14 protein-coding genes are annotated in these 11,340 nt (G+C 70.9%); 8 read left to right on the top strand and 6 right to left on the bottom strand.

The window, feature by feature from the left end; genetic code table 11:
• Nucleotides 1–574 precede the first annotated feature (574 nt).
• Both ACFU7Y_RS29400 and ACFU7Y_RS29395 read right to left on the bottom strand, forming a co-directional pair.
• Complete coding sequence (locus tag ACFU7Y_RS29400; protein WP_380770215.1) at nt 575–943, bottom strand: hypothetical protein; 369 nt, start codon at nt 941–943, stop codon at nt 575–577.
• 390 nt (nt 944–1,333) lie between these two features.
• Nucleotides 1,334–2,290: an AraC family transcriptional regulator gene (locus tag ACFU7Y_RS29395; RefSeq protein ID WP_380770214.1), complete on the bottom strand. Its 957-nt coding sequence runs from the start codon at nt 2,288–2,290 to the stop codon at nt 1,334–1,336.
• Nucleotides 2,291–2,363: 73 nt separating this feature from the next.
• Between ACFU7Y_RS29395 and ACFU7Y_RS29390 the strand changes: the two genes are divergently transcribed.
• The 5 genes from ACFU7Y_RS29390 to ACFU7Y_RS29370 all read left to right on the top strand — a co-directional run bounded on the left by ACFU7Y_RS29390 (nt 2,364) and on the right by ACFU7Y_RS29370 (nt 5,587).
• Entirely contained in the window at nt 2,364–3,179 is an 816-nt protein-coding gene (locus ACFU7Y_RS29390; RefSeq protein WP_380770213.1) for an NAD(P)H-binding protein, read from the top strand.
• Between the two features lie 63 nt (nt 3,180–3,242).
• Nucleotides 3,243–3,896 (top strand): hypothetical protein, encoded by a 654-nt coding sequence (locus tag ACFU7Y_RS29385; RefSeq protein WP_380770212.1) that lies wholly within the window; start codon nt 3,243–3,245, stop codon nt 3,894–3,896.
• 164 nt (nt 3,897–4,060) lie between these two features.
• A complete protein-coding gene (locus ACFU7Y_RS29380) occupies nt 4,061–4,378 on the top strand; it encodes a hypothetical protein (protein WP_380770211.1) in 318 nt (105 codons plus the stop codon).
• 57 nt (nt 4,379–4,435) lie between these two features.
• Nucleotides 4,436–4,828: a hypothetical protein gene (locus ACFU7Y_RS29375; RefSeq protein WP_380770210.1), complete on the top strand. Its 393-nt coding sequence runs from the start codon at nt 4,436–4,438 to the stop codon at nt 4,826–4,828.
• A gap of 615 nt (nt 4,829–5,443) precedes the next feature.
• Nucleotides 5,444–5,587: a hypothetical protein gene (locus tag ACFU7Y_RS29370; protein WP_380770209.1), complete on the top strand. Its 144-nt coding sequence runs from the start codon at nt 5,444–5,446 to the stop codon at nt 5,585–5,587.
• A 31-nt stretch (nt 5,588–5,618) separates the two neighbouring features.
• Here the strand turns inward: ACFU7Y_RS29370 and ACFU7Y_RS29365 are convergent, their stop codons facing one another.
• Nucleotides 5,619–6,146, bottom strand: coding sequence for a transposase (locus ACFU7Y_RS29365; protein WP_380770208.1), 528 nt, complete (start codon nt 6,144–6,146; stop codon nt 5,619–5,621).
• Nucleotides 6,143–6,682, bottom strand: a complete 540-nt coding sequence (locus tag ACFU7Y_RS29360) for a winged helix-turn-helix domain-containing protein (RefSeq protein ID WP_380770207.1) — start codon at nt 6,680–6,682, stop codon at nt 6,143–6,145. Before ACFU7Y_RS29360 ends, ACFU7Y_RS29365 begins: the two co-directional genes overlap by 4 nt.
• Before the next feature lie 240 nt (nt 6,683–6,922).
• Here ACFU7Y_RS29360 and ACFU7Y_RS29355 point away from each other — a divergent pair, with 240 nt between their 5' ends.
• A complete protein-coding gene (locus ACFU7Y_RS29355; RefSeq protein WP_380770206.1) occupies nt 6,923–7,735 on the top strand; it encodes a hypothetical protein in 813 nt (270 codons plus the stop codon).
• A gap of 1,123 nt (nt 7,736–8,858) precedes the next feature.
• On the opposite strand, the gene ACFU7Y_RS29350 is transcribed toward ACFU7Y_RS29355, so the two are convergent.
• Nucleotides 8,859–9,347: an Imm63 family immunity protein gene (locus ACFU7Y_RS29350; protein WP_380770205.1), complete on the bottom strand. Its 489-nt coding sequence runs from the start codon at nt 9,345–9,347 to the stop codon at nt 8,859–8,861.
• Between the two features lie 275 nt (nt 9,348–9,622).
• Here ACFU7Y_RS29350 and ACFU7Y_RS29345 point away from each other — a divergent pair, with 275 nt between their 5' ends.
• Nucleotides 9,623–10,282 carry a DUF1963 domain-containing protein gene (locus ACFU7Y_RS29345; protein ID WP_380770204.1) on the top strand — a complete coding sequence of 220 codons (660 nt, stop codon included), beginning with the start codon at nt 9,623–9,625 and terminating at the stop codon, nt 10,280–10,282.
• A gap of 452 nt (nt 10,283–10,734) precedes the next feature.
• Here ACFU7Y_RS29345 and ACFU7Y_RS29340 read toward each other — a convergent pair whose 3' ends face one another.
• Complete coding sequence (locus ACFU7Y_RS29340) at nt 10,735–10,974, bottom strand: hypothetical protein (protein ID WP_380770203.1); 240 nt, start codon at nt 10,972–10,974, stop codon at nt 10,735–10,737.
• Between ACFU7Y_RS29340 and ACFU7Y_RS29335 the strand changes: the two genes are divergently transcribed.
• Nucleotides 10,966–11,286, top strand: a complete 321-nt coding sequence (locus tag ACFU7Y_RS29335) for a hypothetical protein (protein WP_380770202.1) — start codon at nt 10,966–10,968, stop codon at nt 11,284–11,286. The genes ACFU7Y_RS29340 and ACFU7Y_RS29335 overlap by 9 nt on opposite strands.
• Nucleotides 11,287–11,340: the final 54 nt, after the last annotated feature.

Below are 11,340 nucleotides of genomic sequence, written 5' to 3'. Positions count from 1 at the left end.
GCCCAGTTCCTGGCCGGCCCGGCGCGTCTGTGGTCACCGTCGTCCGCAGAACAGGCGCGGTGCTTGGGCGGCTCGGCGCAGCGGCCCGCCCCGCAGACCCCGGCCGAGCCCGCTGCCTCGGTCGCTTCGGTCGCTGCGCCCCGTCAGGCCGCCTGCCGGGACGCCGCACCGGCTGTGGCCGGGCGTAGCGCGTCGTCCCGCGCTGCCGCTGCCGCTGGCGCGGAAGACGGTGGCTGCTGTGGTGGGTCCATCGGACTGGGTGGCCGGTGCGGTGGCGAGGTTCCCGGCCGGGTCGTTTGCCGGGCCGACGACGAACGGCCGAGGGATCACTCCTGCACCGAGGCCACTTACAGCTCTGCACCGGGCGCCTGTGCCGGATCCGCGGCCCGAACGAGAAGATCGGGGCCGGCGGGACCGGCAGGTCGTGGGACAACTCCGGCCCAGCCTCCCGGCCGACGACGTCCTCGATCGCCTCAGCCGCCGCCAGGTCCAGCAGCCGATACGCCGTCGACCGGCACACTCCCAGCTCCCCGGCCGCGTACGTACCCCATGACGGATAGCCCAGGACAGCGGTTTACGGACAGGCTGTGTCACCTGTGTTCGGGCAGGGGGTCCGGCCGGCCGCCACGGCGGCGTCCATCGTGGCGGCCAGCACGGGCAGCTCGCGCTTCGGGTCGCCGAGCACCGTGCGGGGCATCGCCGCCGCCAGCGCGCAGACCGCGACCAGCGCGATTCGCTCGCCCACCGCCAGCTCCGGGCGGGCTTCCGCGTACGGGCCGCCGGTGACGACGTCGGCGGCCAGGTCGTACGCCAGCTCCTCGGCAAGCTGCCCGTCACCGCCCGGGACGACCTCCCGGCCGGCGGCCTGCTCGACGGCGTCGGCGGCCCGCTCCAGCACCACGCGGTGCCGCTCCTCCGTCTGCCGGGCGGCGCCGGCCTTCACGCCCATCAGTATCCGGCCGACCGGCGGTCAGACCATCGGCACCTGAGCGGCATCCGGACGGGTGGCCTGCTTGAGCTTCATCTCAGCCTCGTGCCGGTTCCCCACCCCCCGCCCAGTGCGAGTGGGCGTACAGTTCGGCGCCGAACGCGGCCCGCTTCCCTTCGGTCGGGTCGGCGACCCAGTCGGCCTCGGCCGCCGAGTGGGTGCCGGATCGGGTGAACGGGTTGCCGACACCTCGGCAGCCGGGCCGGTCACGCGGAGGTTGGCATCAGCCGAATCCGTGAGCCTTGACCGCTTCTCACCATCGGTCGTTTGTGAGAGTGATCCACTGTGAGACCCGTGGCTTCGAGCGGCCAGTCGTGGATGCCCACTGCGGCCCGCCAGCCAGGCTCACCGATCACGGGTGGCGCCGCGGTGTGCCGAAGGACTGATGCCTCGGGTCCGTTTGAAGGCTGAGCTGAAGGTGAAGGCGTCGTTGTATCCGACTTCCCTGGCCACCGCCGCGATCGTCGCACCGGGCTGGCGCAGCCGGTCTGCGGCCAAGGCCATCCGCCAGTGAGTGAGGTAGGTCAGGGGCGGGCGGCCCACCACGGATGTGAAGCGGCGAGCGAAGGTGGTGCGTGACAGTCCCGCTTCTGTGGCAAGTGACGCGACGGTCCAGGGGTGGGACGGCTCCTCGTGCAGCCTGCGTAGCACGTGTCCCAGCAGCGGGTCGGACAACGCCCGGTATCCCAGGGGTGGGACGGAGCCGGCTTGGTCGAACCAGGCGCGTAGGGAGCGCACCAGGAGCAGGTCGAGCAGTCGGTCCAGTACAACCTGCTGCCCTGGCTTGTCACCGATGGTCTCGTCGGCAATGAGGTCGAGGAGTGGGACAAGACTGGGGTCGCGGGGGACGACAGTCACCTGCGGCAGGGTGTCGAGGAGGGGCAGGGAAAGGTCGCTGCCGATGCGGTAGCCGGCGGTGACCAGCAGGTCGGAGTCGTCGCTCGATTGATAGCCCTCCGGGCTGGAGGTTCGGCCGGTGATCCGCCAGTTGCGGCGCGGGGACGCAGGGTCACTGGTAGTGGTGCAGTGATCGTCGCCATCCACGAGGATCTGCGGGGTACTGGTCGGGTGGTCGGCGACGGTGTACGGCTGCGTACTGCGGACCAAGACGATCTCTCCCTGCCGCAGTGCGACCGGGTCTCCTTCGGAGGCAATGACCCAGCCGTCCCCGTGCAGCATGACAGCCAGTGCCAGGGGCGCCGGCTCGATGAAGCGCAGGCCCCACGGGGGCATGCTGACGGTGCGGCAAAAGACGGCTCCGTGAGCGCGTACGCCGGCGAGGTAGTCATCAAGAACATCCACGCGGACACGATCACACATGTTTCAGGTCGTTTCAGCCATGGTTCGTGCCACCGGCTGCGGGTTCACTGGAGTCATGACAGAGATCCTCGTGATCGGAGCCACCGGCAAGACCGGCGCTCCCCTCGTTCCCCGCCTCCGTGCTCTCGGGCACACCGTCCGCGCCGCCTCCCGCTCGGGTGAGACCCGTTTCGACTGGTCCGACCGTTCCAGCTGGGACCCCGCACTCAGCGGCGTCCGGGCTGTCTACCTGGTTCCGACCGAGACCCTGGGCCTGCCCGAGCGCGCCGAATTCGTGGCCCGCGCGAAGGCGGCCGGTGTCCAGCGCCTGGTCCAGCTCTCGGTGCGCGGCATCGACGAGGACGGCACGCACCCCACCGAGGCCGCTGTGCGGAACTCGGGCCTGGAGTGGACGATCCTGCGGCCGTCCTGGTTCTCTCAGGACTTCGCCGCAGCGGACTTCTTCCTTCCCGGTGTCCTCGCAGGTGAAGTACGGACCCCGGCCGGGGACGGACGCGAGCCGTTCATCGACGCCGAGGACATCGCCGAGGTCGCCCTCGCGGTCCTCACCGGCGACGGCCACCACGGGCAGACCTACGACCTGTCGGGGCCGCGGGCACTGTCCATCACCGAGGCCGTCGAGCTGATCAGCCAGGCAACGGGACGCAGCATCGTCCACCGCCATCAGACGGAGGCGGAGTACGCCGCCGACCTGCTCGCGGCCGGCCTCACGCAGGACGACGCCGATTCCGTCGCAGGCTTCCTCGGCCAGGTCGGCCAGGGCGCGGACGACTACGTCAGCGACGGCGTCGAGCGCGTCCTGGGCCGTGCGCCGCGCACGTTCGAGGACTACGTGACGACGGCCGCGGAGAAGGGCACCTGGACGCCCTAAGGGTTGTCCAGTAAACGATCTCCGCCTCAGGGACGTCGGGGTAGCCAGGGTAGTCGGCGTAAGGTGACGCGAGGCCGACGACAACGACGACCCGGCGCCGACGCCGTCGAACCGGCTGAGCCGTCTCGGCCGGGACGGACCGCGTACCGGCGCGGGTCCGCGAACCCGAACGGCTCGACCACCGCCCCGCGCTCCGACGTCCTCGGCGCGCTCGGCGTCCTCAAGGTCGCCACCGCCGACCAGCTCCAGCGCCTGCTGCGCCCCAGCGCGGCGTCGAACAAGGCGATCCGGCAGGCGCTCGGCGATCTCGCGCTGCACGGCCTGGTCGCCTCGGACGGCAACACCAAGGACCGGCACAAGACGTGGCGGCTGGAGGGCACGGGCGGCCCCCGGCCCGCTCGCCCGCCGCCTGCCGTCCGGTCCGCTGCTGCACCGGGTCGTCGCCGGGCTTGTCAGGGGCGTCGCCCCGGCCGTCGTCGCCCCGGCGGTTGTCGGGCTCCGGCGTCGGCCGCCGCTTCGCCGCCGGGGCACCGGGTCGCCGTCCGGCTCGCCCCGGCGACGTCCCGTCCCGCCCGCGCCGGTGCTGTCGCCCTGGCCACCGTCCGGCTCGCCAGCCTCGGCGTTGCCGCTGCCGCCGTCCGGCTCGTCCCGGCCTGCTCGCCGGGCCGGGCAGCGGCCGTTCGCAGCGGGGGGCCGGCGCACACGGTGGAGGCCTGACCGTGATGTCCCGTCACCGCCCCGGTGACGGAACCCGCAGGGCCCGCGCCCGCCGCCCCGCGCGGGGGAGTTGGTTCGTTCCGGACCCGTCGGGTCGTGTGGTGGGGGATGATCGCGGTGTGACTACGTGGTGGGAGACACGCCGTACGGCCAGGCTGGCGGGGTTGGCGTATGCGTTGGAGTTCTTCGGCACCGAACCGGTGGAGGACCCCGGTGTCGGTGAACTCGCCCGCTTGGCCGGGGATTTGGCCGCGGAGTACCGCGCCAGTGACCTGGGCCCGGCGATACACCGCGCCGGCGACCTGTTGGACCTGGCCGCCGCCGCCCTCCACACCGCCGACCGCCTGCGCGGCACCCTCCTCCCAGTGGTCAACCATCACCTGCGCCACGCCGCCGCGGCTCTGGATGACGCCCGCGCCTGCCTGCTCGCGCAGGCCTCGCCAGCCGCCTTCCCCGCCGCCTCGCGGCTCCCGCCCGGCTGACCCCGGCCCGAGAACGCCTACGCCACCGCGGCCGATGCCCTGGCCGAGTGGCAGCGCGTGCGCGACCACACCGCCGAGACCCGCGCCGAGCGCTACGACCCCGACCACGACACCGCCCTCCAGCACGCGCTGCGCCGTGAGCGCCACCGCCGCGACGTTGCCCAATGCGCCCGCGAGGCCGCCCACCAGGCCCGCCAGACCACCGCCGCCGCCCACCGCCGCCTCGTCGGCACCGTTGCCCAGCCCTTCTACACCGCCCTCGATCGCGCCGGCCTCCATGCGCTCACCGACGACGACCACCAGGCCGTCCGCGACCTCACCCGCCAGGTCGACCCCGCCACGCTGCGCCAGGTCATGAGCTGGCTGGAGCGCACCCGCACCGCCGCCCTCGCACTGCGCAGCACCGAGCAGACCCCCACCCGTCCGAGGGTGCGCCAAAGCCAGTTCTGACGGTCCCGACGACCAGGAACTGCCCGACCATCGCGGGGGAGCCCCACACGGGAGCGGGCAGGACTACAGCGGCAGCGGCCTCGGGAAGCGGGCGTTGAGTGGGGACGGCACGACGACGACGTGAGTCAACGGGCGTCGGCTCAGGCTCAGGAGGGGGTACTCGGCGATGGACCCAAATGGTCAGCGAGTTTCTGCACGCGGTGGCAGAGCCGGTCTCGGGGGAGGTTGAGGGAGAGCGGCTCGTGGTGTCGCGCGGCGTCGGCGGAACGTTGAGCGTGGGGCGGCACCGCGGCGTGTACCAGGTCGTCGAGTTCGCGGTCCCGACCGAGCCAGCGTAGGCCGTCCAGGCCGCGGCCCCTGAGCGGCCGTCAGGCCGCCCGCGTGAGGGCACGGTGTCCGTGCTGCGTCCCGCCCGCCCGATCACCGATGTGCTGCGCGCCCCCAGGGCGCCTCCCCGACAGCGGCAGCCGCGAGCCGGCCGAGCAGCCCCCGGCCCAGTCGGGCGGTCCGACGCCCTGCCCGCTCTTCCCCTGTTCGGGCCCGCCTCCAAAACTCATCGCCCCGGCCGGGACGACATGGTAGAAAGCCCAGATCAGGAAAGACACGGGGGATTCGATGAGTTCAGGAACCGGGATCAAGCAGGACGTGGCGCGTCTCCTCATCGAGGGCGACCTCGCGTTCTCCCGCCGCTTCCTGGAATGCGTCGTCGAGGACACCGACAAGGCCGTCGTCCCGATCTTCTGCATGAACAGCTACTGAAATTGAAGTCGTGATGTCGGTCTGAAGGTGGTCAACCGTCCATGATCAGGCCGGTGGTGGCGAGGCATCCGTCGATGAGGTGGGGGCGGTACTGGATCTGCTTCAGGCTGCGCCTGACGGCTCGGGCGAGCTGGTCGAGGTTGGCGGCGGCGAGGTTGCCGATGGTGCGCTTGACCAGCGACCAGATCCCCTCTTGCGGGTTGAGGTCCGGTGCATACGACGGGAGTTGGAAGACAGTCAGCCAGCCCTTGTTCGCCTCGATGAACTCCTGCATCGGCGGCATCAGGTGGGCGCGCAGGTTGTCCCACACGAGCACGATCGGGCCGCCCAGCTGAATGTGTGCGCGGATGAGCAGGTCCCGGTAGTCCTGCCAGGTCAAGCCCTTCTTCTCGCCCTTGCGGCCGCGGTGGACATGGAAGCTGTAGAACATCCGGGACCGTTGACCGGGTTTGTAGCAGCTCAGTCCCGCCATGGAGACCCGGCCGCCTCCCCGGCCGCGCACCCGCACGACCGGGGTGCAGCCGAGCCTGCCCCAGGTCCTGGCATGCGGCGGCCTCATCGACTGCCCGGCTTCGTCCTCAAAGACGAGCCAGGCCCCGCGGGCCGCCGCGGTGCTTTTACCCGCGGCCACGTCTCCTTCTTCCACAACTCGACGGCCGCGTCGTCACGCTCGATCGCCCGGCGGGCCGGCTGCTGCCAGGACCAGCCGTGGCGCTTGAGCAGGACCCACGTGCCCTCCACGGTGTAGGAGACGTGGAACAGTCGGCCGATCAGCGTCTTCACCCGTGCCAGAGTCCACCGCTGGTCCTCCCAGCCGTGGGCCAGCGGACCACGCTCCAACTCCCGCTCCAACCGCGCGATCTGGGCATCGGACAGCTTCGGACGACCGGGCGAGCCCTTCGAGGCGATTCCCGCCGCACCGCCCTCGCGCCACTGCCGGCGCCAGTGCTCCACCGAACGCACGCTCACCCGCAGTGCCGCCGCGATGTCCCTGCTCTTCTCGCCGCTCTCGAAGCGTTCTACGGCCTGCTGCCGGATCCGCTCCCGCGCGGCCCTCTCCGCGTCGGTCAAACCGCCGCCCTGTGCATACCTCACAGCACACGACTACCGGGATCGGCCCTCCACCGGCAGGCGAACGCTACGGCTTCACCCATCCGAGCGACATCACGAATTCAACTTCAGTACCTGTCGCTGATCATCCACGAGTCGTACAGGACCCTGAAGGTCAACGACCCCGAACTCGCGGCCTCCCTGGCCTACGAGCACGAGGAGACCATCCAGCGGGCGCGGCTCAGCGTCAAGCTCTTCGACGACTCCAAGACCGGCCTGGAGAAAGTGGGTGACGCGTTCGGACGCATCATCGACGAGGGACGGCAGGCGTTCCTGGGCAACACCTGGTTCCCGCCCGCGCGCTGGTGGAAGACGGACCTGGGCGAGTACCGCTACCGAGGCCGGCTCGTGAGCACCACCCACACGGTCGGGTTCGTCATGGCCCTCCGCGCCGGTGCCCTGCAGGACCTCCCCGCCCTGGGGCCGGAACTGTCGGCCGTGGCCCAGGCCCAGAGCGCGTACGTCAGCCAAGCAGCCGGGCACCTGCCATGGCCTGGCCCCTCGTTCATGAACAGCATCACCCTCGACGCCTTTGAGACCCGGGATCGCCGATCCGAGCGCCACTTCAACCGGATCTTCGATGCTGGCCTGCCCGAGAAGATGAAGGCGTCCCTGACCGCCTTCCAGTGCTCCCTCAACGTCCTCGACGCCATGCTGCGGGACGACGACAACCCGGCTTCCGCCGAGACCGTGTTCAAGCTGAGATACATCACGCTCTACCACGTGTTGTCCAGCCTGGAGAAGCTCAGGAATCAGTACGAGAAGGAGTTGGGGACGGCATCCCGCTCACTGCTCGCCGCCATGCTCGACCACCCCGTGAGCACCGAGATCCGCAGCGGCGAGGCACGGCATTTCCGCAACACCTTGATCCACTACACGCCCGCAGAGCACCTAGCCTCAAAGCTCTCCACGAACGCCCCGTACTACGGCCTAGTGGAAGCCTGCTTCCCGACACGTGACTTCCCCTCCCTCCAGGCTGCGATCGCCGAGCACACGGGGCGGATGGCCGCGCTCATGGACCAGTGGTCGGGGGCCTGACCGGTCGAGCGGATGGCGCGGTGCCATTCGCGGCCGGCGGTGATCTGGCCGTCGTACCAGGTGTGTCCGCCGGGCCGGGACACGGTGAGCCGGGTGTCGTCCAGGTGGGCGGTCCGGGCGGGGTTCGGGTCCCCGGGTGGGTGGCGGGCCCAGCCGTCGCCGGGGTGGCGGTGGCGTTCGGGCGCGGCGGGGACGACCAGGGCGGGGCGCAGGTCGGGCAGCAGTTCCGGCCAGGGCGCACCGTGCGGGCCGGCGCCGGTCAGTTCCACGCGCGAAATCCCTTCCCCCCACACCCGTGCCGGCCGTCGTGCGGCCGGGCGGATCACCATCGGCGGCCACAACAGGTGCCCGCGAGGGGTGCATGCGCCGGCGGACGCGCCGAGGCCGCCGTCCTGCCCCTGCGGGTTGTCAGCGTCCGCCGCGCCGCGGGGGTGCGGCGGCTCTTCAAGGGCTGGCCCGCTGCGGACGATCCGTGGCTGGGAGGCGCGCGTACTCCACGCGAAGCTCTACCCGGTGAAGGACCGCAGGGTGTGACCCTTGTGGTGCGCGGACGACCCCTGGCCACCGTCGGGTGGCCAGCGCCTCGTGCCGCTCCGTGATGGTTGCGTCACGGGTGGGCTCGTGACGAAACGTCCTGCGGTCCCGTCACCGTGACGCCACGGCACCACCACGGGAGCGGCCCCCGCGGTCCCGCCCGTTCGCCTCCGCCGCTCGCGCGGCGGCCGTCGGCCCAGCCCCGCCCGCCGCCGCGAGGCCCGCACCATCCTCGCCCTCCTCCTCGACCGCCGGCCCTGGCCGACCCCGAAGCCCGGGGCAGTGCTGACAGCCGGACACCGCGAAGGCGGCGACCACCACCTGGTGGCCGCCGCCTTCGGTTCGGTCCGCCCGGGGCTATTCCGCTGCGCTGATGAGGGGGTGATGGGCTGCCCATTGGGTCACGGCACCGCGGTTGCGGGCGGTGAACCGGCCGGTGTTGAGGTGTCCTTCGCGGGTGATGGTTGTGTGGTCGGAGGGCTACCGCAGGCGGCCGGGCCCGGAAGCGACGGGGACGCGCGTGGGGCCGAGCTGGTGGGAGTCCAGCCGTGCCGGGGCATAGTACGGCTGCTCCGCCCGGTGACCCGGGCTACCGTGGCGGTAGTGCGGAGGCTACGCGGGGATGCCCCCGCAGGCAGGCGCCGAGGGGGGATTCGGGGGTGGGCTGATCGTCCTGGCGTTCGCGGTGCCCACCGAGTCGTTCGCAGCGCCAGCGCTCGGCCCATCGGGGGTGGAGCGCGTGGAGGAGGGATTCCTGGTGGGCGAGTTCGCGCTCCATCGGACCGCCTCCGAAGGGGCGTTCGCGGGCCCGGGTGTAGGCGGTGTAGCGGGTGGCGTCCACGAAGACCCAGTAGAGGAACTCGTCGCTGTCGCGGGTGTCTCGTTCGGAGAGCAGTTCCCCGCGCTCGAAGTAGCCCTGGGACAGGGTGCCGTCCGGTCCCACCGACAAGCACCCGCTCGGGCCCTCCAGGTACTTGAAATTGGGGACAGCGTAGGGAGGCACGTTGATGATTGCGCACAGCCGTTTGATCTCGGCTTCCAGGAAGGCCTGTATCCGGTCGCGCTTGTCCATGCTCATGTCGCCGCCTTCTGCTCGGGACGTGGATCGCTGATACTGCGCGGACGGGCGTGTCACGGTGCCCGGAGTCCGCGCTCACCAGTCGCGCTCGGAACCGTAGCCGGAACACCTGATTATCGTCAATCTGACATTAAGGCGGGTCGACCGAGGCCCGGTCATCACCGGGCGAATCTGCCCGGGTGGCCAGCCTCCAACCCACTGACCTGCACCTTCAGCCCGGCGGTGACTCCAGAGCCCCCGAATGGGGCCAGCCCGCGACGGAAGGACCGGTGCCGATGGTGTCCGTAGTCCAGATCCACCGACCGGACGTGCCCCAACTCGACTTCCCCGCCGGGACCGACGTGCTCCAGTGCCCGTTCATCGTCGACCGGTTCCCGACGGCAACACCCCGGGTGGTCTGGCGGAGTTCCGACTTGGTGGGCCCGGTCCTCGACACCGCGCCGTCGACGGTCAGCACGGCGCCCGGGGACAGCATCCCGGCGCCGTGCGTCGTGCACCCCGAGCCGGTGGTCGACTACCCGAGCTGGGACATGCCGGAGGAGGTGAGCCCGGTGCTGCGCGTCCGGATGGAGGAACTGAATGCCCGCACCGGCCTGCGGTACAGCTACCACCTGGCCGAGGCCCCGGGCATCAAGCTCGGCGGATACCCGAGCTGGACCCAGGAACCCTGCTGGCCGGACTGCCCGACCTGCGGGCGGACGATGGACCACCTCCTGACGGTGAGCAGCTGGGAGTACGACGGCCTGTCGTACCGCACCTGGCTCCCGCTGGAGGACCGCGACAGCGAGACCGGCGAGGAGCGACGGGACACCACCAGGGGCCGTGGAGCGCACAGCCCCGCCCAGGTGATGATCGGGGACGCGGGCGGCGTCTACATCTTCGAGTGCCGGACGTGCCCGGACCGTCCGGTGGACCACCACTGGGACTGTTCGTGAGGCGGCGCGATCGCGTCCGCCACGAGATCGGCGATGTCAGCGCAGCGCCCACGGGACGCTTCGCCCGCTGGCGTCGCTGAGGGGCCTGGAGGAGGTGACCCCGGCTGGCCGAGACGAGACCCCGCAGAAGCAGGCCCGCGGCAGGGATTGGCCGATCGTCCCCGCAGACGCGTGTCGGACCTGCTGCTGATCGGCCGGGCCGCCAGTTCGTCGCCTGGTGGTCAGCGTGACCTGCTGCCCTGCTCCCGCCCAGCCCACCGGTGACTTTCCCCACTGCTGACGCCGCGTCGGCGTAGCCCGAACTGCGACAGGCGGCCGGGCGACGGCACTGTGGAACTGGGCGGCCGGCCGAACCCCCGAGCGGTCCGGCCGCCTTCAGTGCGGGGTCCTTTTCGGCTGAAGGCCACCCTCACCAGCATTCACCTTCCCGGCGGCCTGGCCAGCGGTGCGGGTCAGCCCGTGGCGACGAGGGTGAATCCGCCTGAGCAGTACCAGCCGCTGGCTGTCAGGGCTTCGTAGAGTGCGGTCATCCAGTTGTTCTGGCGAGGGCGGGTCCGGTGGTGGGCGACATCGAGTAGATGGGCGCGGACATCCTCGCATCCCCCGCCGTCGAAGACCGTCTTCAGCGCGAACCCCAATGTGTCCAGCTCGTCGGCGACCTGAGCCTCGTACAACTCGGCGAGATGGAACACATTGAAGTGGTGTACGACCCGTGCCCCGAGTTGAGGTTCCCAGACGTCTGGCGGATCCACGAAGAACCGGACCTGCCAGTCCACTGTCCCGGCGGTGTCGCCGTCGCCGGGCTTGTGGGTCAGGAACTCCGCGCGCAGCCAGCGTTCGTCTTCGACGTTGTCGAAGTACGGGTGCAGGGTCTGCTTCTACTTGCTGTCCGGTATCTGGTCCAGCTTCACGAAGTTGCAGTCCGCGCAGACGGGCACCAGGTTGAATGGCACGACCGCGAGATATTGAGCCGAAATGGCTCGGTTTCCTACATGATCGCGTAGCAGACGTGTGGGGCCTTGAAGTAGCCGCACACGATGCGGGGCTGGCGCTGCCGT

The organism is Kitasatospora sp. NPDC057542 (assembly GCF_042801945.1).
In the GTDB taxonomy this organism is placed as follows: Bacteria; Actinomycetota; Actinomycetes; order Streptomycetales; family Streptomycetaceae; genus Kitasatospora.
Note: the sequence above shows the minus strand (reverse complement) of the source record. Positions and strands in the feature narration are given on the sequence as shown.